This window comes from Pseudovibrio sp. SCP20 (genome assembly GCF_057774105.1).
Window position 1 is genome coordinate 875,473 of record NZ_JBYMDH010000001.1, and the last position, 26,781, is coordinate 902,253.

Below are 26,781 nucleotides of genomic sequence, written 5' to 3' on the forward strand. Positions count from 1 at the left end.
AAGGGCCAGACTCCGTACGGCGGAATCTGGCCTTTTATATTGCGGCTCCCGAATGGGTTAGGCTCTGTAATGAGTATTTAAAGTGTATCGCCGAAAACAGGGCATGTTCTCGGTTTTAGGTACGCTAATGATGGAGCGCTTGTTTTGCGCTCCCATATAGAGGGTTAATATGGCTCAATCGCCTGAAGACAACTCAAATGGGCCTCAGGATCAGTCTGATCTTCATATTCAGCCGGGTGGTCCGTCTGCACCGCGCAGTCCAAGTCGCGCCATTCAGCCGGAAGCTGCGCCACCACCTCCACCGCGCTCACGTCATGCGCGTAATCCTATCGTCATCACCATCAACTTCCTACTCTCCATGGCAGTCCTCGGCATCATCGTTGCCGGTGCTGCGCTGTATTGGGGCAAGGGCGAGTTTGATGCCGCTGGTCCGCTGACAGAAGAAAAGCTCTTCATTGTCGCGAGCGGAATGAGCCTGCCGCAGATTGCTGGCAAGCTGGAAGACGAAGGCGTCATCACCAATTCTCTCGTGTTTGAAGCGGGCACACGCCTGTTCAAGAACGAAAACAAGATCAAGGCAGGGGAATACGCATTCCCGGCGGGGATCTCCATGAAGACTGTCATGGAAGACCTTGTTGGTGGCCGTGCTGTGTACCATTCCGTGACGTTCCCGGAAGGCTGGAGCAGCGCTCAGATCATCAACCGCCTGAATGCCAACAAGATCCTGACTGGCGAGATCTCTGCAATCCCTGCAGAAGGCTCTCTGCTGCCGGAAACTTACACCTTCACACGTGGCACCACGAAGGCGCGCATCATCGAGCAGATGGAAAAGTCCATGGACGAGCACATTGCCCGCATCTGGGAGAAGCGCTCGCAAGGTCTGCCGATCGATACACCGGAAGAACTCGTGATCCTCGCGTCCATCGTGGAGAAAGAAACCTCCAAGGTGGATGAGCACCCACGCGTTGCGTCTGTCTTCGTCAACCGCTTGCGTAAAGGCATGCCGCTGCAGTCTGACCCGACAATCCTCTACGGCTTGTTTGGTGGTGATGCATGGACAAAAGACCGCTCTGCGATCACTCGCTCCATGCTGAAGGAAAAGAACCCGTACAACACCTACCAGATCAAGGCACTGCCTCCGGGGCCAATTGGCAACCCGAGTGTGGCTGCTCTGGAGGCGGTCGCAAACCCGGCCCGTACGAAGGATCTTTACTTCGTTGCGGATGGAACTGGCGGTCATGCATTCGCTGAAACCTACAAACAGCATCAGCGCAATGTTGCTAACTGGCGCAAGGTCGAAAAAGAGATCCGCGCAAAGCAGGCCGCAGAAAAGAAAAACAACTGATCTGCTAGCCTTGCAGGACAAAAATAAGAAAAGCCTGCCCAGGAATGACACCGGGCAGGCTTTTTGCTAGAGCGCACCGCCAAACGACAAATTATGGGTGCGCGTGAGGGCAGGAACGACATAGCTCATGGGAATCTTAAGCCCGCTGAGTATGCTTTGCTCCGATACAGATAGATTATGAGCATCACCAAAAACGGGTAATGCTCGCAAAAGGAGTTTCAGGGATGGCACTGGCTAGCATGACCGGCTTTGCCCGCGTGGAAAGCAGCTACGAAGAGACACGTTGGGTGTGGGAGCTTCGTTCCGTCAACGGCAAAGGGTTCGATGCGCGCCTGCGTCTGCCTCAGGGGCTGGATGGCGTTGAAGCAGAAGTTCGCAAGCGTCTTGCAGCCAAACTGAAGCGCGGTAACGTCTCTGTAGGCCTGCAAATGCAGCGCTCCCAGTCCGATACGGCTCTGGTGGTCAATGAAGAAGCTCTGGAGCAGGTACTCAAAGCCATCTCCATCCTGCGTGATCGCCTCCCGGATGCACCGGAACCAACTCTCGACGGTATCCTTGGTTACAAGGGCGTTCTGGAGTTTGAAGAGGCGGAAGAAAGCGAAGAAGAGAAAAACGCTCAGATCACAGCGCTCCTGTCTTCCTTCGATGAAGCTCTGAATGAACTGGTGGATATGCGCCGCAGCGAAGGCAGTGCCATTGCAACGCTGCTGAAGGGCCAGATCGACACCATCGACGCGCTCACCAAGCAAGCTGAAACTCTGCCATCCCGCAGCCCGGAAGCTATCCGCACCCGCCTTGAAGCGCAGGTTCAGGAACTGATAGAGGCAAGCAGCCAGCTGGATCCACAGCGGCTCCATCAGGAAGCAGCAATCCTTGCCACGAAAGCAGACATCCGCGAAGAGCTGGACCGCCTCTACGCCCACGTAGAAGCTGTTGGCGAGCTGCTCGTAAAGGGGGGCGCAATCGGACGTCGCCTCGACTTCCTGGCACAGGAATTTAACCGCGAAGCAAACACCCTCTGCTCAAAATCCAACAGTGTGGAATTGACCGCAATTGGACTGGAGCTGAAGACTGTGATCGATCAGCTTCGTGAGCAGACACAGAACATCGAATAAGATGCAGACGCTGTAAACGCAGAAAAGCAAAAGAAGACAATCTGGAAATGACCTCAGAAAACGCAAGCGGAACAACCGTATCAGCTCAGGACATCGAAGATGTGCGCCGCGGCTTCATGCTGGTGCTGGCAGCACCATCTGGCGCAGGCAAGGGCACCATCGCAAACCGTCTGCTGGCTGACGATGACAAACTGGCCCTGTCCGTGTCTGCAACCACCCGTCAGCGCCGCGCGGCTGAAGAACATGGCGTTCACTACTACTTCCTTGAAACGGACGAGTTTGAGCGCAAGATCAAAGCCAATGAGCTGCTTGAGTGGGCCAAGGTGCACGACAATTACTACGGCACCCCACGTGAGCCAGTGGACGCCAGCCTGAATGCAGGCAAGGACATCCTGTTCGATATCGATATAGCAGGCGTTCGCCAGCTGCAGGATCAGGCTGGTGAAGACGTGGTCGCAATCTTCGTGCTGCCGCCATCCATTGCTGAAATGCACGCACGCCTGTCTGGCCGTGGCGATGACGACGATGCTGCCATCAAGCGCCGCATGAAGACCGCCATTGATGAGGTCTCTGGCTGGCAGGAGTTTGATTACATCATTGTCAATGATGATCTGGACAAGGCCGTTGAAACTGTTCAGGCAATCATCACAACTGAGCGCCTGAAGCGGATCCGCTTGCCAAAACTTTCCGGCAAAATGGAAGGCATGATTGCCGATCTGAAGACTGCCACAGCGGAATAAATAGACAAAGAAACTGCAAAATCCTGTAAATTCAGAGTGTTGACGCAGTTTCGTGATTCAAACTATTAGCTACTTGAATCAATTTGTGAGCCAGATACAAGCAGGGCGTCATTTGCAGGAAGCAGATGCCCTGTAAACAGCAGCCGTCGTGAATAGCCATTGACCAGCCAAGTACAGAGACGGGCTGAACTTGAGGACAAAGAGCGATGATTACACGACGTCAGGCGCTGAAAGGCGCCTTGTTTGGCGGTGCTGCCGTGGCCGGTGGCTTGGCGGGAGCGTCCAGTCTCTGGGCTGTACCCAAACGCCATGACATGATTGCCCGCAACATCGACCATCAGTTGATGAAGGATGCACCTGCCACAAAGCGCATGTTCACCTTCGGCGATGCCATGCCACCAACCCTGCGCGTTAAACAGGGTCAACCGTTCCACAGCCGTCTCATCAACAAGCTGGAAGAGCCAACCACCATCCATTGGCACGGCATGCGCCTGCCTAACGACATGGACGGCGTTGCCTTCCTGACCCAACACTACGTCTATACCGACGATCACTTCGATTATCGCTTCACGCCGCATGATGCAGGTACATTCTGGTATCACCCGCACTGTAACTCTCTGGAGCAGCTCTCTTACGGCATGACCGGTCTGATGATCGTGGAAGAAGATGAAGATCCGGGTTTTGATCACGACATCCCGGTGAACCTGCGCGATTTCCGCCTTGGCAGTGACGGCCAGTTCGTAAAACTGTTCCAGCCACGCAAATCAGCGCGGGCAGGGACCTTCGGCACTCTGCGCACCTCCAACTGGCAATCTGCCCCTGTGATGGATGTTAAAGCCGGTTCTCTGGTCCGCCTGCGCTTGTGCGTGACCGATGTGACCCGCATCTACAAGCTGTCCTTCCCGCAAGGCACCGATGCCAAAGTCATCGCCATGGATGGCAACCCTGTAGAACCGTTCGCAGTCAACAAGCTTGCATTGGGACCGGGCCAGCGCGCTGATATCGCAATGCGTATTCCAGATGGGGAAGGCAAGCAGATTGAGCTCACCAACTACTCCTCATCCTCGCCGTGGTCAGTCCTGTCTCTGCGCGCCATTGGCCAGTCCCTGAACCGCGATCTGCGTGAGATCAAACCACTGCCTGCCAACCCGATCCCTCAGCCAGACCTGAAGAACGCGGAATACATCCCGCTGGAGTTCTCAGCTACAGCTGAGAAGCGCCCCGCCAACCCAATCTGCGGCAGCCTTGGCTTCTCATTCTGGGCTGTCAACAAAAGAGCATGGCAAGGTGCTGAACGTGGACCACTGGATCCGGTGGACGTGCTGAAGCGGGATAAGTCCTACGTGTTCGAGTTCATCAACCGAACCCCGCACACGCACCCGATCCACATCCACGGTATGACCTTCCAGCTCCTCAAGAGCAACAAACGCGAACTCGCTCCCTGGTGGACCGACACCGCACTCGTACTCCCCGACGAACGCGTCCAAGTCGCCGTACGCCCCGACTACGAAGGCGACTGGCTCATGCACTGCCACATCATCGAACACCAGGAAAGCGGCATGACCGCCTTCATGCGCGTGGAATAAGCCATCGCTGCAGACCTAACAAAAAAGCCCTGAGACTGAATAAGGTCTCAGGGCTTTTTTTGATGTTGGGCACTTTAAAACCGATGCTTAAATGCCATGAGTGCAGAAGCGCCAAGCTCACCACGAGTATGTCCGTCATTGACAGAAACTGCGCCACCTAAGCCCAGCACCGTATCTTCCATAAAGTTGATATCGTAACGAAGGCCGAAATCGATCTGTCGTGCACTAGGGACAAGTTCAATTTCGTGTTCAACATATGAGATAGTACCGTCTGCTGCGCGCCCGTAAGGAAGGCGAATAGTCCCGTTTCCTTGTTCTATGCGCAACGGTTGCCGAAGTGAGAAGGTGAGGAGATCTTTGTCGGAGAAGAGCCCTCCAATCTTTATGCCTGCACTGAACGCGCTGTGTAAGGCGGGATCGAGTGACTCGATGTATCCCGCATCTCCTGAGAGCGTCATACCCAACTCAGCATTTGCAAAGAATGACAGGCCGGGTTGATAAGTCCATTCACCTGCAAATGAGAAAGCTGAACTGGCTGCTGATAGGGCTTCATCCTTTTGACTTTCAGCCGTTAACCCGAGTGCTGTTCCTGTCTCCCCATTGACGGCAAATCCAAACACTCCGGTTAGATTCGGAAGGACTGTTTTTGCCATGGAGAGGCCAAAGCCCGCAGAGGCGATACCATCGCTCGTGCGTTCGACATAGGTCAGAGCGCCGACACCACTTCCATCTGTCTTACTCACGGTTGCAAAGGCCATAGTGCCGGGACCAGCCGCAATTATGGAAGAATCGCCTGAGAACAAACCGTTGCCAGATTGAATGAAACCTAGTTCTTCACCAATTTCTGACGTGCTACCGGAGACGAACTGGAAACCACCCGTATCTGAAGACAGCCCACTTCTCATGAAGGAGTATGATGGCGTGCTTTGTGCGCTAGTCTTGTTGTTGGAGCGGAATGTCTCAAGTCGGATGTCAACATTCTGCAAGCGTGATCCAACAAGTGCACCTGCATCAACGGCAAAATTTGCGCCAAGGGAATCGTAAATCGCCATCGTTTTACCCTGGAGCGCTTTTGTTATGGCGTCACCGTGGGCAGTACCAGCAGTGATGCTTACCTCTGAAAGAGGAACGACGCCGTCATAAGCGTTGTCAGAAAGAGGTGCACCTACATTACCAATGGGCATTAAGGCTGCTCTGAGATCGAGAAAACCATGACCAAATTCCTCATTGTAGGCGTGGGTTACACCATTTCCGAAGTCGACACTTCCAGTTGCTGTTAAGAAGCTGTTATCTGCAGATGCGAACAACCTGTTCAATAGGTCTTTGGCAGGTAAAGTCGGAAAGGCTTCAGCGAGTAGAGCAATTGAGCCTGACACTTGCGGTGCAGAAAACGAGGTCCCGGTTGCTTCGCTATAAGAAGAGTCTGAGGATGAAGTGCCTCCGCGAGTAGTTCCGTTCGTTGTCAGACAGTATTCTGCAGTTTCAAGGCAGCCGGCGGATACGCGATGTACTTTGGAGATATTTCCATTAGAGTCGTACTCGGGCAGCCCATTGACAGCAACGGCCCATCCTCCTTTCAACTCAGGAAAGATTTCAGGTAAAGCGGCAGTTAAAGATGAACTTGTGTCATTTTCATCATTGGATTGAGCGAAAACAACAATGCCTTGGCTGGTGAATTGGCTAAGAGCTGCTCGATAATTCTTCCATGCTTGAGGGCTTTGGCCGGAGTTGTTTGCAAGAAGAGTTTCTGGTGCAACGCCAGGATTTTGGTTTGCTATCGAATAATAGTATGAAAGCGTAATCGACGCCCCATTTGCAAACTCGTAACCCCAGGAATTGTTTTGAACAATTGCTCCTTTGTTGAAGGCATCGTTAGTCGCTGCTGCAAGGTGTTGCACGCCGGAGCTTGAAGGGCTTCCACCTTCCAATGTACTTAGGTGAAGGTCTGCTCCAGCTGCGACCCCCATTACGCCCGATCCATCCTCATCACCCGCTGCAATGGTTGCCACGAAGGTTCCATGGTCTTGCGCTGTGTTCTTTCCGTAAAGGGTGACGTTCTTGTTCTTCAGATCCTTATGTGAAAGAAGAAAGCCCGTATCAAGAACAGCAATGGTCTCTCCCTTGCCAGTCAATCCAACTGAGCGAGCATATTGCAGGTTGATATCTGCAAATGCGTTACTTTTTATCGTGTAACCAAGACCACTCAAAGCAGAGCTGATTGTGATTTTTTGAACCGTAAACTCATTTGTCTTGGAAATGAGGTTAGCTGTCGTCGTATCGAATGAAGTTGTACAAGATGAGGAAAAGGCGTCAGAGTTTCCTGAACTGCCGTTGCATGATTGTGTTTGGATGACTGGAGCACTTGAACTGCTGGTCTGCCCAGAGCCTCCGCCTCCGCCATTGCACCCAGACAAGCCAAATAATACGATCCAAATGCCAGCCCAGTATACGGAAACCTTCATCAGAACCTCAACTTGATTAGCTTCAGTTGCTCTCATCTCACAGGGTTAGGAAGCGTTCCAAAACTGTCAATTAGTGAGTTGGGTTGAAGGTGTTTGATGTGTAGTTTGAAATAATGTTTATTTTGTTTGCGTTTAGATCCGTCTGTACAATGCAGTGATCAGTACGAACTCATTTGCTTGATGCGCAAATTTACTTTTGCGCTACTTTTGCAACTTACATGCCGTGCGATTGTTTTTTTGAGGTGTTTAAGAGTTGAGTGTTGCCTCGTTGCACGTGATATCCTCTCCACATGCATTGGTAAATGTGCTTTTGATGCTCTTGTAAGCTGCAACCTTCGAATCGAAGGTGCAATGAGTACAGGCACTCAAAACCGTGCGTCTGATCCCAATAAAATGTGGGACTCAGATTGCATACGCGTCATCTTCATTATCGAACACCAGGAAAGCGGCATGACCGCCTTCATGCGCGTGGAATAAACCATCGCTGCAGACCTAACAAAAAAGCCCTGAGACCGAACACAGTCTCAGGGCTTTTCTTTTGTCTCTATGAGCGCGCGAACACTCTAATCTTTATCAAACGCATGTGCCAAGGCAACGAAACCGGCCACGTCGATTTCCTCGGCACGGGCCGTTGGTTTCAGGCCTGCTGCTTCAATGCGAGTCTCTGCATCCGGTTTAAGGCCTTTTAAGCTGGCTCTGAGCATCTTGCGGCGTTGGCCAAAAGCGTGAGCAGTCACGCGCTCCAACGCTTTCAGCGGGCAATCCAGAGGCTTTTCACGTGGGTGCAGCTGCACAACTGCTGAAGTCACTTTCGGCGGAGGCGTAAAGGCCTTCGGGTTCAGATCAAACAGAATGTCCGTATGACACCGCCAGTTGGCAAGAACACCAAGGCGTCCGTAAGCTTTGTCACCTGTCTGAGCTACAATACGCTGTCCGACCTCCTTCTGGAACATCAGCGTCAAAGAGCTCCAGAATGGCGGCCATTCCTCCGTTGTCAGCCATCCCAGAAGCAGTTGGGTGCCAACGTTGTAAGGAAGGTTCGCAATAATCTTGATAGGGCCATCCGCAAGCTCTGCTGGATTGTACTTGAGCGCATCACCCTCAATTACTTCCAGTTTGCCGTTATAGTGCTCTGAAATCTGAGCAAGGGCAGGCAGACAGCGCGTGTCCTTCTCAATCGCAACAACCTTCTTCGCACCTGCCGCCAAAAGTGCGCGGGTGAGTCCGCCCGGACCAGGCCCAACTTCTACGACTGTACAGTCACTCAGGTCTCCGGCACTGCGGGCAATGCGCGAGGTCAGGTTAAGGTCGAGAAGGAAGTTCTGACCAAGAGATTTGCGGGCATCGAGCCCATGCTCTGCAATCACCTCGCGCAGAGGTGGCAGATCATCAATTTGTGCCATTAAACGAGCTCAGGTTGTGCGAGGGCTGCTGCAAGACGCAAAGAAGCCATCAAACTGTTTGGAGAGGCCTTGTCGGTGCCTGCAATGGAGAATGCAGTGCCGTGATCTGGTGATGTGCGCACATAGGGGAGGCCAAGCGTCACATTCACAGCTTCATCAAAAGCCAGAGTTTTAACAGGGATAAGTGCCTGATCATGATACATGGCCACCGCCACGTCATAGGTATCCAGCGCTTCACTATGGAACATGGTGTCAGCAGGTAACGGACCGCGTGCATCAATACCTTCGCTGCGCAGTTGGGCTATAGCCGGAGAAATCGTCTCAATCTCTTCCGTTCCCATGGATCCACCTTCACCTGCATGAGGGTTGAGACCGGCAATCGCAATGCGTGGTGAGGTAATGCCAAACCGCTCAACCATGTCTTTGTTGATGGCCCGGCATCGATCCACGATCAGTTCCTTTGTCACCAGTTTGGGGACTTCAACGAAGGGAACATGAATGGTCAGCGGCACGGCCATTAACTCAGGACCGGCGAGCAACATGATCGGCTCAACATCCTTGTCCCAATAGGTCTTCGCCAGATCACCAAGAAACTCTGTGTGACCAGGATGGTGAAAGCCACCATCATAGAGGATCTTCTTGGAAATCGGGTTTGTGACAACTGCAGATGCCCGTCCTTCTTTCACATGACGGACCGCAGTTTCAATGGACTCGATCACAAGCGCAGCGTTTGTGCCAGAAGGGGCTCCAGGAGTAACCTGAACCGGGCCAGAGAGAGGAACCACTGGAAGAGCTTCATCAAAGCAGTCACAAGCAGCTTCGGGCTCAACAACTTTGATCGGAATTTTGAAACCGAGATGCTTCGCGCGGGCTTTCAAAAGCTCAGGATCGCATAAAACGTAAAATGGCTGAACATCTCGTTCAAAGCGCATTTTCCAGGTTTTTAGCGTAATATCAGGGCCAATACCTGCAGGCTCGCCCATTGTCAGGGCGAGCGCCAATTTCACTCTGCGCATGATTTAAAAACATCTCCTGCTGCTGATCAGGCGATCAGCGCTGCTCGATTACAGCATTGGAGCGCAGGTCACGAAGGTAACGGCGAGAAAGCTGTTGCCCTTTTTTATTCCGCAACTCGCCCTCAATTGTGCTTCGCGCAGTCGCATCACTGTCGATTGTCTCTTTACCACAAAGAGCAATCATCTCAAATCCGGAGTCTACTGGGGTAGGCGCTGTGACGCGGCCAATAGAGATTTTATTCAGCTTTTGCACGAATGCAGCAGGCAGGTCTGTCTCAAGACGCTTGCCGATTGGACGAACAACAACTTCATTCAAACCAGATGCAATACGGGTGCCTTCCTCACAGGAGGTAAAACGGGCTCTGAGTTTCTTCATCTCAGCAACGCGTTTGTTTTTAAAGGACTTGCTGGAGTTCTTAGGAACAACAAAAATGATGCGCTGAAGGTCATACTCGACACTGGTGTCACCGCTGTCATCTTTGCTTTCTTTGCCCTGAAGAGCAGCAATAACGTCAGATTCATTGATCCGGACGGTTGCGCGGAAACGCTGCATCACTACTTCAGACCATGAGATTTCTGCACGCAAACGGTTTTTCAAAGTACGCGGGTTCACGCCACTTTGAGAAAGAGCCTGCTTGAACTGAGAAGGGGACAGCTTCACGCGCTGAGCAATGGTCGCAAAGGCGTCATCAACTTTGCTGTCGGAAATAGAAACGCCAACGCGTTTCGCTTCTTCAAGCTTCAAAGCTTCATCAATCAGTTCGTCTTTAGCTTTTCGTTTTGCGATGCTGGAAGGAGCTCGAGTCGTCAGGGAAATCAGCTTGGAGCGTTGTTGAAGTTCATAGCTCGTAATCGGGCGGCCATTAACAACAGCAACAATTTTACTTGCAGCTTCCGCAGAAGTCAGCATTGGACCAACCGGAGCCAGTATGCTGGCAGCCACAAAAAGCGAAGCACAGAAGCGAGTAAGTTTCATTTTGTTAAGCTCTCCGTCCCAAAGGCACTTGCCCTCTCTAGACGCTCCCTAGATAGCACTGATGCATATTTGGCACAGCTTGACTCAAATTAGAAGGGTGCAGCCCGGAAAAATTTATTCAAACTAATAATAACAAATGAAGGCGACATTCTGTCATTCCTCTGGCTATTTCTTGTGTACAGCCAGAGGTTTAAGCTCAAATACCTACTCAATCATTCGGGGATGAGTCAGAGGTGGAGGTTGAGAGGCTGGTATCGCCAATGGTTCTCAGGCCGAATCGGAAGAAGAAGATCCGCTCAACCGGCTCACCATTGTTCCGGCTTCTGTCTTCGCCATAGGAGATCGAAGCAGAGAAGCCTTCGTCGTCATAGCCAAGACCAACCGTATCCTGAACGATGTTCTCATTGATCACGTCATAACGAAGCGATCCAAAGACACGCCAGTTTTCCTCAAGGTTCAGGTTCAACGCCCCAACAAGCTCTGAACGCTGTTGGTCAATACCAGCATCAGGACGTTCTGCCAGATAGGCATAAGACAGAACCGTGGAGGCTGGACCATAACGACCACTTGCACTCACTTCAGCGCGTTCCACGCCAAAATCATGTTCATTAAAGCGAGCGTTACCACCTAAGCGGAACCCTGTATTGGTATCGAAATAAAGGCTGGTGACATAGTCAGAACCAGTTGTCTGTAGACCTGAATCGCCTGTCGCGTCAAGAATACCAGGTACAGCGTAAGAATTACGCCCTGCTAGCTGGAAGGAGCGACCGAACAGACCGCTGATGAACGAGCCTTTATCAAACTGAAGCTTGTATTGCAGGCCGAGGTTAGCGCGAGTGCCACCTTCGTTGCGGTCAAAGCCGGAGAACTTGTCCCATTCGAACAGAGTAGATGCATCAAACACGATGGATTGCGCATCTTCATTCGGGAGCTCACCAATCGCAGCTTCGTTCGGACGAACGATCAGCTGTGCAATCGGCTCAATAACCTGATTGCCACCGTTAAACGTCGCAAGGAATGGGTATCGATACTCCAGCCCCACTGCTGGCATGCCACGGAAGACAACTGACTCGTCCGACAAAGCAGTCACATTGTCATCGGCATTCGCGAGGAAGTATAGATTAGTCTTCGCATATGCAAATGGTGTGAACACTTGCCCAATTGGATCAATCAGCGTGCGTTGCCAAGTCAGATTCGCACTCACGCGCGTAAACGTGCCTTCAACACCACGGAATCGGTTTTGACCATTAACTGAGAAGGCATCCGTAGTCTCACGAGTTAGACTGGTCAGGTTACCATCATAGTTCAGCTGCCCACCAAGTATGGATTTCTCGAAATAGATCGAGTTATCGATAACTGGATGAACAAATGGTTGCTTCTCCTGAAGGTCGGCATTTACCGCAGTGAACGGTGCGCTCGGGTTTGTCGGCTGAGTAGGGCTTGGATTATCTTCCTGAGAAATCTGGAAAGCATATGCATTTGCGTCGAAAAGATTGCGCTTAGTTTCACCTTTCAAATATAGCTGTGAAACTTCTTGCGCGCTCCCGAACTTAGCGAATCCATAGTCTTCGCGGAAGGCCCTGTCCGTTGCGTAGGTGATATCCCAACCTGCACTCCAACGCTTGCTGAGATCAAAACTACCGTTTGTATTTACAATAAAACGGCCACGGACATCACCGCTGGAGCCGCTGAATGCATTTGGATCTGCCTGTGAAATCCCGCCGATTGAAACATCATAGGAGCCAGTTTCTAGCTGCTGACGCCAATCCAGTTGACCCAAAACACCCTGTTGCGTGAGTGGGGTTACTGTAACAGTTAGATCGTATGTAGGCGAAAGCGACCAGTAATATGGAATAGCTGCACCAAAGCCTAGTCGACTTTTCGTCACAAAACGCGGCAACAAGAAACCAGATTTACGCCCAACAGACGGATCGGCAATCGAGAAGTAAGGGATCTTTGCAATCGTATTCCCAAACAACTCAATCGACGCGCCTTCGAAATAGATGCGCTGTTTCTGCTGGTTGTGAATGATCGTCGTGGACTTGATCCGCCATAAAGGAGGCTTTGGAGCCTTCTTATAAACGGAGTAGGTCCCGTTTCTTAAGGTGGTGACATTATCGCCTGAGCGTTCAGCGCTCTCGGCCTCAAAATGCGTAAATTGAGGTGTATCGATCTGAAGCGCGTTCACAAAGCCTTCAGAGAAGTCATCGCTCAATGTCAGATTGTCGGCGAGAATGAGATTCCCGCTCGGTTCAGTCATCTGCACATTGCCGTGCGCCGATAGCTTACCGTCCTTACGATTGTAAGTCACACGATCTGCGAGCAATGTGTAGTTATCGAAATAGATCTCAACACTGCCAGATGCGATGATGACGTCATTGTCAAAATCGTAGCGAAGCTCTTTGGCTTCAAGCAACATTGGTTGAGAAGTGTCGATCGACTGCTTGGCAGTCTGTGAAAGGTCAATCTGCGCAACAGCAGGCGCGCTGAGAACCATAAGGCCAGCGCCGCACAGCAGAGCAAGTGCAGAGACAGTGCGAAGATAGTCTGGCGATACGCAGCCAGCTCCAACTCGCTTGATTTTCTGTGTCAGGATCAAGGTCGAACCCATCAACCGTCCTCCTGATTCAACAGAATAGTAAAACCCATAAGAACCCCAAATACGCCAGGTGCCCATGCCGCAACCGCTGTGGGAACGATTCCGGCTCCGCCCAGATCCTTGGAGATTTCGGAAACGGCATAAAGCACGAAACCGGCAATGATGCCCCAAATGATCAAGCGGCCAATCCCCCCAAAACGCGATACACGCAGCGAAACAGCAGCAGCAATGACAATCATTGCCACAAGTAACAGGGGTTTGGCTAGAAGAGTCTGATATTGTAAAGAATACCTATACGCAGGTAGTCCAGCCCTTTGGGATAACTCAATAAAGCGGGGAAGACTCCAAAAGCTAATAGATTCCGGCGAACCTATGCTCTCTTTGACCTCTGTAGGGGTCAAAAATGTGCTGACACTATAGTTATCATAATGTTGTGGATCAGTGTCCAGAGCATAGACGACAGCGTCAGTTAAGCGCCACATGCCTTCTGCAAGCACTGCGCGGCGTGCTTCGATTCTCTCTGAAAACTCGCCCTGACGGTCAAAGGAGAAGATCGTCACGCCGTTCAAAGTCGCACCTTGCCCACCAATATGCCGGGCATGCAGAACCGATTCACCGTCAGTGCCGTTCTGCCTCAGCCAAACCTCGCCAGAACCTTCCAGCAGATAGGTTTGCTCCACGCTGAACAGACCTTCAGCCACCTCATCAGATTTCTGTTGCAGATAAACGGCACCGGGGTTGTACCCAATGACCGCAGCAATACCGATGAATAGGCCGGTCAGAAGAGCAGGGGCTGTAAACTGCCAAACGGAAATGCCTGCAGCGCGCGCAACAACCAGCTCAAGGCTTCTGCTCAAGGTCACAAAAGCCCAGATTGAGCCAAACAGCACCGCAAATGGGATCACCTGTTCAAGCAGCAACGGCACGCGCAGTGCGGAAATCGCTGCAATGCGCAGCAGCGAAAAGCCCTCTCGATCACCGCCGCGACGCACCAGTTCCAGCACGTCAAAGAGCAGGATCAGCACAGCTGCAAACAGGAACAGGGCCAGAATCGACTTCAGGAACCGTTTGGATATGTAAAGACTAAGCGTTCTTCCGGTCATTACAGTCCTGCTGTCCCTTGGTTTTTACGGCCTACCAGTTTGGAGAACACACGCCCAACTCCATTCAGGAGGGTGTATATCCAATCGACCAGACGCTGAACAAACCAAGGTCTTCTGTTCAGGCTAATGGACCACGCAGCAAGCGCAATTGCGATTATTGGGATTGCATAGAGCAACGGGAACATATCTGGAGCCGCACTCACGATTAGCGTTGCACCGAAACCTGCTGTTCTCAGCAGTGTCGCAACAGCGATTGTTGTAGTTATTGCAAGGCCTTGATCTTGCCTTGTGGTCTTGGGAGAGCCAAGGAAGGCATAGATGATTAGACCAAAGGCAATGGGGTAAAGTGGGACACTTAAACGGTCGTGGAATTCCACAATTAGCTTGTCCCAATGCTTTGCAGCGTAAGAATCATCGGGTTTTGCGCTCAACAATTCGAAGGTTGGACGCTCACTTGCCTTGAATGTTGGCTCGCGCGCCTCGGGAATCATCGAGGACAGATCGAAGCCATAACTCTCAAAGCTCACGATGGACATATCCTGCCCACCTTTAGGGCGGCGCTGGATTGTGCCATCAAGCATCACAAGCAGCGTTTTGTCTGCCGCTTCAATAATGCGCCCGGTTTCAGCTGTATAAGTAAAGGAGGTTTCCGGATCTCTTGCGTCGTCCAGCAAGAGTCCCTCAAGAACACCATCACCACTTCTGTTGCGAATATGGAAGGTCAGGTTCTCTTCAATGGGAATGAATCGCCCCGGTTTGATGATGTTGGCCACAAGGTCAACGCGCACACGCGTCAGCTCGCTACGCAGTTCTGCCAATCCTGTCGGGGACAGATAGATCGACAGGAAGTACATCAGCGCTGTGACGCAGAGGGAGAACGTCATAATAGGGCGCAGAACCAGCCATTTGGAAGCGCCGGATGCGTTGATGACAATAAGCTCACTGTCACGGGACATGCTGTTCAGCACGATTATAAACGCCAGCATCATTGCGAAAGGGGCAACGATCAGGATGAGGAAAGGCAGGGCCAGAGCGGTGATGTAACCGAACTGAAGCAGGGTCTGACCTTTCGACGTTACCAGATCCAGCTGGCGCAGCGCTTGAGTGGACCAGACAACGCCGGTCATGGCCGCCAATGTTACGATGAAGGCGGTAAAGCTGCGTCTGATGATGTAGCGTTCGATAGTTTTCATTGTGCCGTGCACCAGAACCTTTTCTTGTTCGTTATGGGAGAGGCCAAGCCACAAATTGATTCAAGACCACTCAATAGCACGGAATGCGGCAGAAAGTCGGTTCACTGGATCTTTTAATGAATAAACTCGCAAGTTTCTTCACATAGCCTTGAAACGGGACCATTATCGCGCCATGTTCTGCCATGAATTTTACGAGTAGCTGGACCACGCGTCCGCCTGTGGTCGCTAGCATAATCTGCTAGAAATTGCCTGCCATAGGTCATTCCGAGGAAAGAAACTACATAATGACGCAATTCACATCCATCAAGATCGCGCAGTATTCTGATGCAACCGCAGCCGTTCAGGTCGTCTTTGCAGGTGAAGAACTCAGCTTTGCAGCAGAAGCTGAGGGTGTGATGGGCGCCGCTGGAAACACTGTTGAGCGCGCTGCAAAAACCGCAGATTTCACCGGTAAGAAATCTGGCATCATGCATCTGCTCGCTCCGGAAGGCATGAATGCGGATCGTCTGATCGTTGCTGGTCTTGGCAAAGCAGAAGAGCTGAAAGAACAGGACTGGATCAATCTGGGTGGTGAAGTTGCTGGCAAACTGCTTGCACTCAAGGCCGAAGCTGCTGAGATTACATTCCCTGCAGCGGCGACAGCGCAGCAGGCAGCAGATTTTGCGCAGGGCGCTTACCTGCGTGGTTACAAGTTCGACACCTACCGCACTGTTAAAAAAGAAGCAGACGGCGACAAAGCCTGCGAAATCACATTGAAAGTGCAGGACGCAGCAGCTGTTGAGCCACTCTGGGCAGAAGCGGCAGCTGTTGCAGAAGGCACCTTGCTGGCACGTACTCTCGTTGATGAGCCTGCAAACACCCTCGGTCCTGTTGAGTTCGCTGCAAAAGCACAGCAGCTTTCCGATCTTGGTGTTGACGTGGAGATCCTAGACGAAGCGAAAATGCAGGAACTGGGCATGAACGCTCTGCTGGCCGTTGGTCAGGGGTCTGTGCGTCCATCCCGTCTGGCTGTCATGAAATGGAATGGCGGTAAAGAAGGCGAAGCACCAGTTGCATTCGTTGGTAAAGGCGTTGTGTTCGATACCGGTGGTATCTCCCTGAAGCCAGGTGCTGGTATGGAAGACATGAAGGGCGATATGGGCGGCGCGGCTGCTGTGATCGGTCTCATGAAGGCGCTGGCAGGCCGTAAGGCACCAGTCAACGCAATCTGTGTGCTGGGTCTGGTTGAAAACATGCCAGACGGCAATGCAATCCGCCCTGGTGACATTGTGAAAACAATGTCTGGCCAGACCGTTGAAATCCTGAACACCGACGCAGAAGGCCGTTTGGTTCTTGGGGATGCGCTTTGGTACACACAGGACCGTTTTGCTCCGAAGTTCATGATCGACCTTGCGACCCTGACTGGCGCGTGCATGGTTGCTCTTGGCGGTCACCGCGCAGGTGTTTTCTCCGCTGATGATGAACTGGCAGCGCAGATCTGTGAAGCCGGTGAAACCACCGCTGAGAAAATGTGGCGCCTGCCATTGGGTGACGAGTACGACAAAATGATCGACACCCCGAATGCAGACATGCGCAACACAGGTGGTGCACGCTGGGGCGGTGCGAGCACCGCGGCTGTTTACCTGCAGCGTCACACCAACGAGACCAGATGGGCGCACATCGACATCGCTGGCACCGCGATGGGCTCCAAGAAAAACGCGATCTCTCAGGGCTGGGCGTCTGGTTTCGGCGTGCGCGCTCTGAACCGCATGATCAAAGACCATTACGAAGGCTAAGCCTTGTTAAAGGCATGAGAATGCCTGCATTGATCTAATCAAAAAAGGGCCGGTCACACCAAGTGTGGCTGGCCTTTTTCGTTGTCTTGGCTCAGGCAGGATACGAAGCTCTGACGCGGTACAAAAAAAGCCCCGCTTCAAACAGAAGCAGGGCTCCAAACTGATGAAAAGAGATTAACGCGTTAAACGCTATTTTCTAAGAAAATTGTTGTTTTTGAAAGAGGTAGCTGGCTACTCAGTCAATCAGCAGGTCTGGTAATGAGCACAGGAACTGGTGGTTGCTGGAAGCATTGCACCCACTGCAGCAGTTACACCAACAAGACCGGATACAAGAGCAAAGAACAATACAATACGCGCTGCCATTTGGACGTTTCCTAAATATACAATGCCTGCGGACCCACAACACCACAGAGATGAGAGCATTTCACCCTCCATAATTTGGTGTCGGTTTCACTAAGCTTAACACCACACCGAAATTCCCCAGGAATGCGGTGAAGTCCAGCCCTTTAAAGCGTCTGGGCGGGGTTTATCAACGATTCCTATGAATATCCCGATCTAATTGGGATCATTCACGACAATTTTTAGATTAAAATGTGGTCAAGTGAGAAACACTGCGATTTGGGGTTTACATATTCCATGCGCAGCCTGAGGAAGCATGCGTCGCAAGGTGCATCGGGCTGCAGGAAAGTGAGCCTGCCGGATAAACGGGAAACCAGAATATGAGTGAAGTGCTGTTCTACCAGCTTTCTAAATTTCCGCTGGAACGGGCTTTGCCCACTCTTCTTGAAAAGTGCCTGGAAAGAGATTGGGTCGTCACAGTTCAGTTCGGAACGGAAGAACGGTGCGACGCCATTGATTCTTATCTCTGGACTTATTCTGACGATGGCTTCCTGCCACACGGCACCAAAAAGGAAGGGCACCCGGAGTTCCAGCCCATCTACCTGACAACAGAAAGCGACAACCCGAACGAGGCAATCGTGCGCTTTCTGGTAGACCGCGCGCCTCTGCCGGATCCAGCCCAGTACCAGCGCGTCGTGTACATGTTCGACGGCAACGATCAGGAAGCGCTGCAGGAAGCCCGCCAACGCTGGATGGAAGTCAAGAACAGTGACCACGAACTCACCTACTGGGCGCAGACCGACAACGGCGGGTGGGATCGAAAAGCATGAGCGCGGACGTACTTGACCACCGCAAGCAGCTCCGCGCCCGTTTGGACACTCTGGAAGGCGCAAATGGTGGCGGCTGGGAAAACCGTAAAAACTGGTTTGAACAGGTCTACACCACGGCTCAGGGCGACACCAACGAGATCCCATGGGCTGAGCTGAAGCCAAAAGCACCACTGGTGGAATGGCTGGAGACCAACAAAGGGGAAGGGCGCACTGCTCTGGATGTGGGCTGCGGGCTGGGCGACAACGCCAACGCGCTCCATGAAGCTGGCTGGAACGCATCTGCATTTGATGTCGCTCCAACAGCCATCGAATGGGCAAAGAAGCGTTTCCCATCTGGTGAGATCGAGTTTCGCTGTGCTGACCTGTTTAATCCACCTGCAGATTGGGTTGGCAAGTTTGATCTGGTCTACGAGTGCTTCACCCTGCAAGCCATTGGTATTGAAATGCGCGGCAACGTGGTTGAGCCGCTCAAAAGCCTCGTTGCTCCGGGTGGCACGCTCATCATTCTGGGTCGCTATTACGACGGCAATGGCGAACGCTCTGGCCCACCGTGGCCGCTGACAGACGAAGAGATCGCCGCATACTACGGCGACGGCTTCAAAGAGACCGCCAGAAGAACCTTCATCCAACACAAAGACGACGGCCGCAAAATCCCCCACATCTGGCTGGAACTAACGCGCGAAGCTTGAGTGCTGCAAGGTCTTAAGCAGATGGCAATCCGTAAAACAGAGCGTCTCAATCCTTAGGTGGAGAGAGGCGCTTTTTTGCAGGTACATCCGCAGCGCCCCACTCGGACTTCAGGACTTCCAGTTTGAAATCCAAAAATTAACCACACCAGAAGTGAGAGATTAGCAGCTCTTCCAAAAAGCATTGCTACTGCCTAGTGTTTTGCAGGTGGCATAATTGAATCAATTTATGAAGCGCGTGAATCTATCTACGAGAAATGCGCGGTAACATATTGTAATATTATACTTTTCGGAGAGTCCTCATTGAAGCAACCATTGATGAAGCTTAGCTTGCTGGCTTTCCTGCCAGTCTTTCTGCATACCTTTGTACCAATGCAAGTTTGGTGGCCAGCCATCTCATATTCCATTGCCCATCAACGAGCAGCACAAGAGCGCACAGTCGAGCTTAATGATTTGACACTTGAGATTGCGGGCGAAGCAACAGCCGTTTTGATGAACCAGCAAACACTTCACATCTTCAGTGGTCGCAGATATGCAAAACTACAGGACTTGCAAAAAGAAGGGCGAGCGCCTGTTGTGGTCACAGTGTATTGCAAGCAGAATACATGCGCAGATCAACCGGGTATTGCTCACCTCGCAACGTTTCTGGTCGTTTTCACCGCATTGTTTTTGGCATTCGTGATGATTTTTGGAGTTCGAATTGGTCCATCGTATGGGGGAACATCCGATATGGGCTTGCCAGATTGTGAAAACTGAGGCGTCAGCTACCCGCCCAAAACAAAACCCGGCACCATCATCAGCACCGGGTTCCAATAATCTCAAAGGTCGAGCCAGCTTAGTCTCCAGACAGCTCTTCCAGTTCGGCTGACATTTCCAGCCAGTTCTCTTCGGTTTCTTCTAGCACCTTCACATAAGCCGCGCGGCGGATGGCGTGTTCTTTGGCCTTATCCGGTGCTTCCGTATAGATCCGCGGATCAGCCAGCAGAGCATCCAGTTTTTTGATGTACTTCTGGTACTTGGAGATTTCCTTCTCCGCAGCCTCAATGTTCTTCTTCAGCGGAGCCAGCTTGGCGCGGCGTTCAGCAGCTTCCTTCCGGCGAGCCTGCGCATTGCCGCGCTCGCTCTGCGGCTCAACATCCGCTTCGCCCTGAGGCTTGGCGTTCAGCTCGCCTTTCAGGATCAGGCGGCGATACTCGGCCATGTCGCCATCAAACGGTTTCACACCGCCATCGGCCACAAGCCACAGACGGTCCGCACACGCTTCCACCAGATGCCTGTCGTGGCTGATGAGAATAACCGCGCCATCATAATCGTTGATCGCGTGCACGAGAGCTTCGCGGCTGTCGATGTCAAGGTGGTTGGTCGGCTCATCGAGAATAACAAGGTTCGGCCCGTGGAACGTGGCCAGACCCAGCAGCAGACGCGCCTTCTCACCGCCGGAAAGATCCTTGGCGGGCGTCAGCATACGGTCGGTCGGCAGGCCAAACCGGTCCACACGGGCACGCAGCTTGGATTCTTGCGCCTCCGGCATCAGGGGTCGCACATGCTCAATCGGATTGCTCTCCGGCATCAGATCATCCAGCTGATGCTGCGCAAAGAACGCCGTACTCAGCTTGTTCGCGCAGGTCATGTCACCAGACATCAGCCCCAAACGCCCCGCAATCAGTTTGGCGAAGGTGGACTTACCATTGCCGTTCGCCCCAAGCAGAGCGATACGGTCATCATGATCAATGTTCAGGTTCAGGTTACGCAGGATAGCCTTATCATCATAGCCAACAGAAGCACTCTCCAGCTTGATGATCGGTGGAGAAAGCTTGGCCTCAGGCTGCGGAATATGCAGCTCCAGACCGGATGCTTCATCCAGCACGGAAATCGGTTGCATTTTCTCCAGCATCTTGATGCGGGATTGCGCCTGCTTTGCCTTGGTTGCTTTGGCGCGGAACCGGTCCACGAAGCTCTGAATGTGCTTGCGCTGCTTCTCTTGCTTTTCGGCCGCTTTCTTTTGTAGCAAAATGGTCTCACGGCGCTGACGGTCAAAGCTGTCATAGCCACCGCGATAGAAGGTCAGCTTGCCCCCGTCCATGTGCACGATGCTGTCCACCGCGTTGTTGAGCAGGTCGCGGTCGTGGCTGATCAGAACAACCTGATAGGGATAGCGCGCAATGAAGTTCTCCAGCCACATGGTGCCTTCAAGGTCCAGATAGTTGGTCGGCTCATCCAGCAGCATCAGGTCCGGCTTGGAAAAGAGCAGGGCGGCCAGAGCCACACGCATCCGCCAGCCGCCGGAAAAGTTGGCGCAAGGCTCATGCTGTTGCTCAGGCGAGAACCCCAGACCGCTCAGGATGGCAGAGGCCCGCGCTTCAGCGCTGTGGCTCTCAATATCCGCAAGGCGGGTATGGATCTCAGCAATGCGGTGCGCATCTTCAGCGGTTTCAGCCTCTTCCAGCAAAGCGGTGCGTTCTGTATCCGCCGCCAATACCACATCCAGAAGCGTGTCCTGCGTGCCGGGCGCTTCCTGTGCCACCTGACCAACCCGCGCCTTTTGCGGCATATGCACACTGCCACTCTCAACCGCCAGCTCACCGCACAGCAGTTTAAACAGCGTCGACTTGCCAACCCCGTTGCGACCAACGAGACCGGTTTTCGCACCACTTGGAATAGTTACGGAGGCATTGTCGATCAAAAGACGCCCGGCAATGCGGTATGTAAGATTAGAAACCTGAAGCATGCCAAGCTGTTTGCCCGCAAACCTCTTGATGTGCAAGGGGAGAAACACCGCTGCGCGCAAAATTGTGCACGCAATCGGCACGTGCGCAACGCTCCCTAAGATTTGCAGGGCAAACTGAGCTCTGAAACGCCCTTACGTCCGCACCGCTTTCCCTTTAGGCCGGTCTTTCATCGCCACAAAGCTGACGGATGCGATGATAAAGGCAGCGGCCACGTAAAAGTTGCTGCCGGGGATGATGTTGAAGATGAGCAGATCGGCCAGCACCGCGAATACAAGGGAGAGGTATTCGAACGGAGCCAGCTTGGAGGCCTCAGAGTATTTGTAGCCAAGTGTCATCAGAATGTGGGCCACACCACCAGCAAACCCGGCTCCGATCAGCAAGGCGTATTCTTCCAGACTTGGCGTTGCCCAGCCCAGAGGCAGTGTCGCACCTCCAAACACAGCGCAGGTCAGGGCGAAGTAAAACGCAATGGCTCCGGCATTCTCAGTCTTGGTCAGGCTACGCACCTGTATCATAGCCACCGAGGTTAGCATGGCGGTGAGGAAGCCGAGAGAAACGCCAATCAGATAATCTTCATTCCCCTGAATACCCGTCAGCTGCGGCAGGATCAGTGTGAGGATACCGGAAAAACCAAGCGCAACACCAATCCAGCGGGCACTGGTGACCTGTTCCCCCAAAATGATGCGCGCCAGTATCATGGTGAAAATCGGTGTCACATACCCAATAATCGTCGCTTCCGCGATGGGCAAATAGCGAATGGTCGCGAACGAACTGAACATGGCCGCCGCCCCAAGCAAACAGCGTCTGATATGCCCAAAGGGCCGCTTGGTGCTGAGCCCGCCGGGGAAGTCATCCGTCAGGCGCAAAAACAGCACCAGCGGGATCAGAGCGATCGCACTGCGGAAGAAAACCATCTGTCCCAGAGGGATCGTCCCAGATGTCAGCTTCACGCACAAAACCATGAGGGTGAAGAAGAGTGTCGCGCCAATGCGCATGGAAATGCCAATTTGATCGTTCGTCATATCACACCAATCAGCGGACAGCAGAAGTCGCTGCACGCCTGCATTAAAAGTGACTTTGGCGAGCCGGAAACGCATCCGTCAGGGCTACTGGAACACTTGCTGAAATGAAAAGCTTCTCTGTGGGAGCAGGAAGCAACTGAGAAAATCTAAGGCAGCAACTATGCGTCTCAAACTCTTTCTTGGCAAGGGCGCGCGGCGAAGAGTGCGGATCTACCTCTTCCCATACCTGAACGCCTCAGACACAAAATGCTCAACCGCATCACGTGGATAGGCTCCTTTAGCTGGTATCCAGAGGCAGCGGTTGCCGTCGAAGGAGAGGACGTCGCCATAAAGGGCACGCATGTCTGAAATCACCGTTGTCTGACAGTGAACGAAAAGCCCTACCTGATCACCAAACTTGGGCTTCCAATGCAGCCGCACCGTGGTCCCGCCGTGCTTGGGCAACGGGCGATAGGACGGCTCACCCCATTTCAGGCTCTCAGTCACAGAAGCAGAGCCAAGGAGACGCTGGGCACAATCAAGGATGAGAGATCGCAATTCCAGAAGACGGGTGCGCTTGTCCGCTGGATAGCTTTCAAAGACAGTGGCAACATCCTCAGGAAGAGGAGTGTCATCACCTTTCACAGAAACATCTTTTGAACGCTCCAAGCTCACTTCCCCGTAACTCAATAAGACGCAGATCAGTAAAGCGGTTTGTTCTCCCCTTGAATAAGGGAATGCCAAACAGGAGAAATCGCAGGTTTAATCAGAAGCATCGCAAAGGACGGTCACCACCATCACCCGGGCGCTTCTCATGTCGAAATCCAGATTCCCCACCGCGTTTACAATCCTGTTCACGCTAACCATTCTGGTTGCAATAGCAACCTGGTTCATCCCGGCGGGCAAATACGATCGCACCTTGAACGCAGAGTTGGGTAAGGAAGTGCCGGTCCCGGGCAGCTATCATCAGGTGGAGCGAAACCCGCAAGGCCCCATAGATGTGCTGATGGCCCCCATCGCCGGGCTCTATAATCCCAAAACCGGACAGGCCAATGCCATCAATGTCTCTGTCTTTGTGCTGGTCATTGGCGGATACCTCATGGTGGTCAAACGCACAGGCGCCATCGATGCCGGGATTGCCCACGTGCTGATGGCCCTGAAGGGACGAGAGCGACTGATGATCCCCATACTAATGGGGCTGTTTGCGCTGGGCGGCACAGTGGATGGCATGGCGGAGGAGACACTGGCCTTCTATGCCCTTGTCATCTCCATGATGATCCGCGCGGGCTATGACTCTCTCACTGGCGTGGCAGTGATCATGCTGGGGGCAGGGATGGGCACGCTGGGCTCCACCATCAACCCGTTCGCCACCGCAATCGCATCGGATGCTGCGGGCATTCCGTTCACCAAAGGCATAGGTCTACGACTGGCAATCCTCGGCATCGGTTGGATCTTCTGCGTGTTCTGGGTCATGCGCTACGCCGCCAAAGTGAAGGCCGATCACTCCAAGTCTCTGATTGCGGATATTCAGAAAGACAACGAAAAGCACTTCCTGCACGGCGTAACCATGGATGAACTGCCGGAATTCACCCACTCCCATGCCAGAGTGCTGGTTATCTTCGCCGCGTCCTTCGGCATGCTGATTTACGGCGTATCTGCGCTGGGCTGGTGGATGGCGGAAATGTCGACCCTGTTCCTCGGCTCTTCCATTCTGATCGCCCTCATCACCCGCATGGGGGAGCACGCTTACATCGACAACTTTCTCGATGGCGCTAAGGACTTGCTGGGCGTTGCTCTGATAATCGGTGTCGCCCGAGGCATTGTGGTGGTCATGAATGCAGGCTCTATCACTGATACGGTGCTCCACTGGTCTGAACAGCTCTTGAGCGGACTGGGCAAAGTCGCCTTCATCAATGTGGTGTTCTGGCTGGAGCTGATGCTCTCGTTCTTCGTGCCATCCTCATCCGGACTGGCCGTTCTCTCCATGCCAATCATGGCCCCTCTGGCGGGTTTTTCCGATGTGGGGGCGGAGTTCGTGGTCACAGCCTTCCAGTCAGCTAGCGGATTGCTCAACCTGTTCAACCCAACCTTTGCCGTCGTCATGGGCGGTCTGGCCATCGGGCGCGTGCCGTATCACACATGGCTGCACTTCTGCATGCCATTGGTGCTGATGCTTTTCGTGCTGATCACGCTGGCGCTTTCTTTGAGCGTCTATTGAAGGCCCAATAAAAAAGCAGCTTGCCCGATCTGAAGACGAGGCAAGCTGCTTTGCAATTTGTGTTCAGGGAGAGACAAGAGGACCTCCGCTGAACTTTATGAGGGATCTATCAGGCCGTGATCATATCCTCTTCTTTTGCCATCCATTGACCGGTTTCACGCTGGAAGTAGATCATGTCCAATGCCGCTGGAGTACGACCAAGCTGTGTCAGCATGGCGTGCACCTGTCCACGGTGGTGAGTCTGGTGGTTGAAGAAGTGGAAGAGCGCCGCGCCTAGAGGCTGTTGCATCACCAGCGGCTTACGAACGGTGCGGTAGATCATGGTGCGCAGGAAGTCCTTTTCCTGCATCTGATCAACCACCGAGCAGATACGGTCATCCAGCAAGCGGCGCTTCTCTTGCAAGGTCGCAAAGTCGCCGGTCAACTGCTCGTCAATGCTGTCGATCGGGTCGCCCTGACCGGTAAAGCGGTAGAGCCAGACCTTATCGGCCACAAACTGATGATCCATGGTGCCGTGAATGGAGTTGAAATAGACGCCCAGATCGCGGTGGTATTCTTCCGACGTGATCTGATCGCATTCCTTAAGCAATAGATCGTTTGCCCACTTGTTATAGGAGGCATACATTACAAATGCTGCTTTCATAGGGGTGTCCTCTTGCTATGTCTGTTGCAAGAACAATGCACGCCTTTGAACGCCTATAAATTGACCCACCTCAAACAAAAGCGGCCCCAGGGGGAGACGTGTAGTCGCAACCTGAAATGCATATCTGCTATGCAAACACCTGAACCTGTTGGAACAGCAGTTCTTTTTCTGGAATGGCCAGATTTGCGTCACTCTGTCATGTGTAAATCACCCCTAAAATCCAATGGGTGTTTCCCAAAAGCATGTTGAACTCTCTCAAGGGCACATTGGCATAAGTCGGTCCTGAGGCCGCGCAAGCGTCATCAATGAGTCATAATTGCCCGTTTTCTGCTGTTTCTGCGCAGGACAACGTGGGAATACGGATATACCCTCTTGCTTTTTACGGGAGAGTTTAAGTATATCTCGCGCGAACCTTTGTGGCGGCTTTGAGCTGTTACAGGAAAAAAGATTTTTTAAAGAGAGCTGCCTTTTGGAAGCTCGCAGAAACTGCAGGTAATAACGATGGCGATTGAACGCACGTTTTCCATGATCAAGCCGGACGCAACCAAGCGCAACCTGACCGGTGCTATCACCGCTAAGCTCGAAGAAGCTGGCCTCCGTGTTGTTGCATCCAAGCGCGTTTGGATGTCCCTGCGTGAAGCAGAAGGTTTCTACGCAGTTCACAAAGAGCGTCCTTTCTTTGGTGAACTGACTGAATTCATGTCTTCCGGCCCAACCATCGTTCAGGTTCTGGAAGGTGAAAACGCAATCGCGAAAAACCGTGAAGTCATGGGCGCAACCAACCCAGCAGACGCTGCAGAAGGCACCATCCGTAAGGAATTCGCTCTGTCCATCGGCGAAAACTCAGTACACGGTTCTGACGCTCCTGAAACAGCAGCTGAAGAAATCGCTTACTGGTTCTCCGGCACCGAAATCGTTGGCTAATTTAGCTGAATGATTTTGGTTGATCGCTGAAATCCAAAAGGCCCGCTTGATGCTTGATTGCGTTAGGCGGGCTTTTTGTTTGCCAAAATACCCATAAA

The 26,781-nt window shown here is 52.7% G+C and carries 21 protein-coding genes; 10 read left to right on the forward strand and 11 right to left on the reverse strand.

Annotated features, from left to right (window positions below):
- Positions 1–169 precede the first annotated feature (169 nt).
- The 4 genes from mltG (at position 170) to AC3CB2_RS04055 (ending at position 4,786) form a co-directional block, all read left to right on the forward strand.
- Positions 170–1,345, forward strand: a complete 1,176-nt coding sequence (gene mltG, locus AC3CB2_RS04040) for an endolytic transglycosylase MltG (RefSeq protein WP_008551878.1) — start codon at positions 170–172, stop codon at positions 1,343–1,345.
- A 224-nt stretch (positions 1,346–1,569) separates the two neighbouring features.
- The gene (locus AC3CB2_RS04045; protein WP_352930706.1) at positions 1,570–2,460 is read left to right on the forward strand and encodes a YicC/YloC family endoribonuclease; all 891 of its coding nucleotides are present in this window, start codon (positions 1,570–1,572) and stop codon (positions 2,458–2,460) included.
- A gap of 47 nt (positions 2,461–2,507) precedes the next feature.
- Positions 2,508–3,200, forward strand: coding sequence for a guanylate kinase (gmk, locus tag AC3CB2_RS04050; RefSeq protein ID WP_008551826.1), 693 nt, complete (start codon positions 2,508–2,510; stop codon positions 3,198–3,200).
- A gap of 206 nt (positions 3,201–3,406) precedes the next feature.
- A complete protein-coding gene (locus AC3CB2_RS04055) occupies positions 3,407–4,786 on the forward strand; it encodes a multicopper oxidase family protein (protein ID WP_352930704.1) in 1,380 nt (459 codons plus the stop codon).
- 74 nt (positions 4,787–4,860) lie between these two features.
- Here AC3CB2_RS04055 and AC3CB2_RS04060 read toward each other — a convergent pair whose 3' ends face one another.
- From AC3CB2_RS04060 to lptF, 7 genes are all read right to left on the reverse strand, one after another.
- Entirely contained in the window at positions 4,861–7,248 is a 2,388-nt protein-coding gene (locus AC3CB2_RS04060; RefSeq protein WP_352930702.1) for a S8 family peptidase, read from the reverse strand.
- 563 nt (positions 7,249–7,811) lie between these two features.
- Positions 7,812–8,651 carry a 16S rRNA (adenine(1518)-N(6)/adenine(1519)-N(6))-dimethyltransferase RsmA gene (gene rsmA, locus AC3CB2_RS04065; protein ID WP_352930700.1) on the reverse strand — a complete coding sequence of 280 codons (840 nt, stop codon included), beginning with the start codon at positions 8,649–8,651 and terminating at the stop codon, positions 7,812–7,814.
- Positions 8,651–9,667, reverse strand: coding sequence for a 4-hydroxythreonine-4-phosphate dehydrogenase PdxA (pdxA, locus tag AC3CB2_RS04070; RefSeq protein ID WP_014285329.1), 1,017 nt, complete (start codon positions 9,665–9,667; stop codon positions 8,651–8,653). The genes rsmA and pdxA overlap by 1 nt, the downstream gene beginning before the upstream one ends.
- Before the next feature lie 34 nt (positions 9,668–9,701).
- On the reverse strand, positions 9,702–10,643 hold the full coding sequence (locus tag AC3CB2_RS04075) for a SurA N-terminal domain-containing protein (RefSeq protein WP_352930698.1): 942 nt from the start codon (positions 10,641–10,643) through the stop codon (positions 9,702–9,704).
- 208 nt (positions 10,644–10,851) lie between these two features.
- A complete protein-coding gene (locus AC3CB2_RS04080) occupies positions 10,852–13,254 on the reverse strand; it encodes an LPS-assembly protein LptD (RefSeq protein ID WP_352930696.1) in 2,403 nt (800 codons plus the stop codon).
- Complete coding sequence (gene lptG / locus AC3CB2_RS04085; RefSeq protein WP_054782607.1) at positions 13,254–14,345, reverse strand: LPS export ABC transporter permease LptG; 1,092 nt, start codon at positions 14,343–14,345, stop codon at positions 13,254–13,256. Before lptG ends, AC3CB2_RS04080 begins: the two co-directional genes overlap by 1 nt.
- Positions 14,345–15,538: an LPS export ABC transporter permease LptF gene (gene lptF / locus AC3CB2_RS04090; protein WP_352930694.1), complete on the reverse strand. Its 1,194-nt coding sequence runs from the start codon at positions 15,536–15,538 to the stop codon at positions 14,345–14,347. The genes lptG and lptF overlap by 1 nt, the downstream gene beginning before the upstream one ends.
- 284 nt (positions 15,539–15,822) lie before the next feature.
- Here lptF and AC3CB2_RS04095 point away from each other — a divergent pair, with 284 nt between their 5' ends.
- The 4 genes from AC3CB2_RS04095 to AC3CB2_RS04110 all read left to right on the forward strand — a co-directional run bounded on the left by AC3CB2_RS04095 (position 15,823) and on the right by AC3CB2_RS04110 (position 19,924).
- Positions 15,823–17,313 carry a leucyl aminopeptidase gene (locus AC3CB2_RS04095; RefSeq protein ID WP_352930692.1) on the forward strand — a complete coding sequence of 497 codons (1,491 nt, stop codon included), beginning with the start codon at positions 15,823–15,825 and terminating at the stop codon, positions 17,311–17,313.
- A gap of 719 nt (positions 17,314–18,032) precedes the next feature.
- Complete coding sequence (locus AC3CB2_RS04100) at positions 18,033–18,482, forward strand: DNA polymerase III subunit chi (protein WP_041768469.1); 450 nt, start codon at positions 18,033–18,035, stop codon at positions 18,480–18,482.
- Positions 18,479–19,171, forward strand: a complete 693-nt coding sequence (locus tag AC3CB2_RS04105) for a class I SAM-dependent methyltransferase (RefSeq protein WP_352930690.1) — start codon at positions 18,479–18,481, stop codon at positions 19,169–19,171. The genes AC3CB2_RS04100 and AC3CB2_RS04105 overlap by 4 nt, the downstream gene beginning before the upstream one ends.
- A gap of 300 nt (positions 19,172–19,471) precedes the next feature.
- Positions 19,472–19,924 carry a hypothetical protein gene (locus AC3CB2_RS04110; RefSeq protein ID WP_352930688.1) on the forward strand — a complete coding sequence of 151 codons (453 nt, stop codon included), beginning with the start codon at positions 19,472–19,474 and terminating at the stop codon, positions 19,922–19,924.
- A gap of 79 nt (positions 19,925–20,003) precedes the next feature.
- On the opposite strand, the gene AC3CB2_RS04115 is transcribed toward AC3CB2_RS04110, so the two are convergent.
- The 3 genes from AC3CB2_RS04115 to AC3CB2_RS04125 form a co-directional block, all read right to left on the reverse strand.
- The gene (locus tag AC3CB2_RS04115; protein WP_352930686.1) at positions 20,004–21,896 is read right to left on the reverse strand and encodes an ABC-F family ATP-binding cassette domain-containing protein; all 1,893 of its coding nucleotides are present in this window, start codon (positions 21,894–21,896) and stop codon (positions 20,004–20,006) included.
- A gap of 132 nt (positions 21,897–22,028) precedes the next feature.
- Complete coding sequence (locus AC3CB2_RS04120) at positions 22,029–22,919, reverse strand: DMT family transporter (RefSeq protein ID WP_008551944.1); 891 nt, start codon at positions 22,917–22,919, stop codon at positions 22,029–22,031.
- Between the two features lie 210 nt (positions 22,920–23,129).
- The gene (locus AC3CB2_RS04125) at positions 23,130–23,573 is read right to left on the reverse strand and encodes a DUF1801 domain-containing protein (RefSeq protein ID WP_352930684.1); all 444 of its coding nucleotides are present in this window, start codon (positions 23,571–23,573) and stop codon (positions 23,130–23,132) included.
- Between the two features lie 139 nt (positions 23,574–23,712).
- Between AC3CB2_RS04125 and AC3CB2_RS04130 the strand changes: the two genes are divergently transcribed.
- Positions 23,713–25,116, forward strand: a complete 1,404-nt coding sequence (locus tag AC3CB2_RS04130) for a YfcC family protein (protein WP_352930682.1) — start codon at positions 23,713–23,715, stop codon at positions 25,114–25,116.
- Between the two features lie 109 nt (positions 25,117–25,225).
- On the opposite strand, the gene AC3CB2_RS04135 is transcribed toward AC3CB2_RS04130, so the two are convergent.
- Positions 25,226–25,759 carry a DinB family protein gene (locus AC3CB2_RS04135; RefSeq protein WP_054782601.1) on the reverse strand — a complete coding sequence of 178 codons (534 nt, stop codon included), beginning with the start codon at positions 25,757–25,759 and terminating at the stop codon, positions 25,226–25,228.
- A gap of 501 nt (positions 25,760–26,260) precedes the next feature.
- On the opposite strand from AC3CB2_RS04135, the gene ndk reads away from it, so the two are divergent.
- The gene (gene ndk / locus AC3CB2_RS04140; RefSeq protein WP_008551976.1) at positions 26,261–26,683 is read left to right on the forward strand and encodes a nucleoside-diphosphate kinase; all 423 of its coding nucleotides are present in this window, start codon (positions 26,261–26,263) and stop codon (positions 26,681–26,683) included.
- Positions 26,684–26,781 lie beyond the last annotated feature (98 nt).

Bases quoted from the DNA above. Each gene is read 5' to 3' on its own strand.
- AC3CB2_RS04130 (WP_352930682.1), top strand. From the start codon at position 23,713: ATGTCGAAATCCAGATTCCCCACCGCGTTTACAATCCTGTTCACGCTA.
- AC3CB2_RS04055 (WP_352930704.1), top strand. From the start codon at position 3,407: ATGATTACACGACGTCAGGCGCTGAAAGGCGCCTTGTTTGGCGGTGCT.
- ndk (WP_008551976.1), top strand. From the start codon at position 26,261: ATGGCGATTGAACGCACGTTTTCCATGATCAAGCCGGACGCAACCAAG.
- lptF (WP_352930694.1), bottom strand. From the start codon at position 15,538: ATGAAAACTATCGAACGCTACATCATCAGACGCAGCTTTACCGCCTTC.
- AC3CB2_RS04115 (WP_352930686.1), bottom strand. From the start codon at position 21,896: ATGCTTCAGGTTTCTAATCTTACATACCGCATTGCCGGGCGTCTTTTG.
- AC3CB2_RS04080 (WP_352930696.1), bottom strand. From the start codon at position 13,254: ATGGGTTCGACCTTGATCCTGACACAGAAAATCAAGCGAGTTGGAGCT.
- rsmA (WP_352930700.1), bottom strand. From the start codon at position 8,651: ATGGCACAAATTGATGATCTGCCACCTCTGCGCGAGGTGATTGCAGAG.
- lptG (WP_054782607.1), bottom strand. From the start codon at position 14,345: ATGACCGGAAGAACGCTTAGTCTTTACATATCCAAACGGTTCCTGAAG.
- AC3CB2_RS04135 (WP_054782601.1), bottom strand. From the start codon at position 25,759: ATGAAAGCAGCATTTGTAATGTATGCCTCCTATAACAAGTGGGCAAAC.
- AC3CB2_RS04120 (WP_008551944.1), bottom strand. From the start codon at position 22,919: ATGACGAACGATCAAATTGGCATTTCCATGCGCATTGGCGCGACACTC.
- AC3CB2_RS04105 (WP_352930690.1), top strand. From the start codon at position 18,479: ATGAGCGCGGACGTACTTGACCACCGCAAGCAGCTCCGCGCCCGTTTG.
- AC3CB2_RS04100 (WP_041768469.1), top strand. From the start codon at position 18,033: ATGAGTGAAGTGCTGTTCTACCAGCTTTCTAAATTTCCGCTGGAACGG.
- AC3CB2_RS04060 (WP_352930702.1), bottom strand. From the start codon at position 7,248: ATGAAGGTTTCCGTATACTGGGCTGGCATTTGGATCGTATTATTTGGC.
- gmk (WP_008551826.1), top strand. From the start codon at position 2,508: ATGACCTCAGAAAACGCAAGCGGAACAACCGTATCAGCTCAGGACATC.
- AC3CB2_RS04095 (WP_352930692.1), top strand. From the start codon at position 15,823: ATGACGCAATTCACATCCATCAAGATCGCGCAGTATTCTGATGCAACC.
- AC3CB2_RS04045 (WP_352930706.1), top strand. From the start codon at position 1,570: ATGGCACTGGCTAGCATGACCGGCTTTGCCCGCGTGGAAAGCAGCTAC.
- mltG (WP_008551878.1), top strand. From the start codon at position 170: ATGGCTCAATCGCCTGAAGACAACTCAAATGGGCCTCAGGATCAGTCT.
- pdxA (WP_014285329.1), bottom strand. From the start codon at position 9,667: ATGCGCAGAGTGAAATTGGCGCTCGCCCTGACAATGGGCGAGCCTGCA.
- AC3CB2_RS04075 (WP_352930698.1), bottom strand. From the start codon at position 10,643: ATGAAACTTACTCGCTTCTGTGCTTCGCTTTTTGTGGCTGCCAGCATA.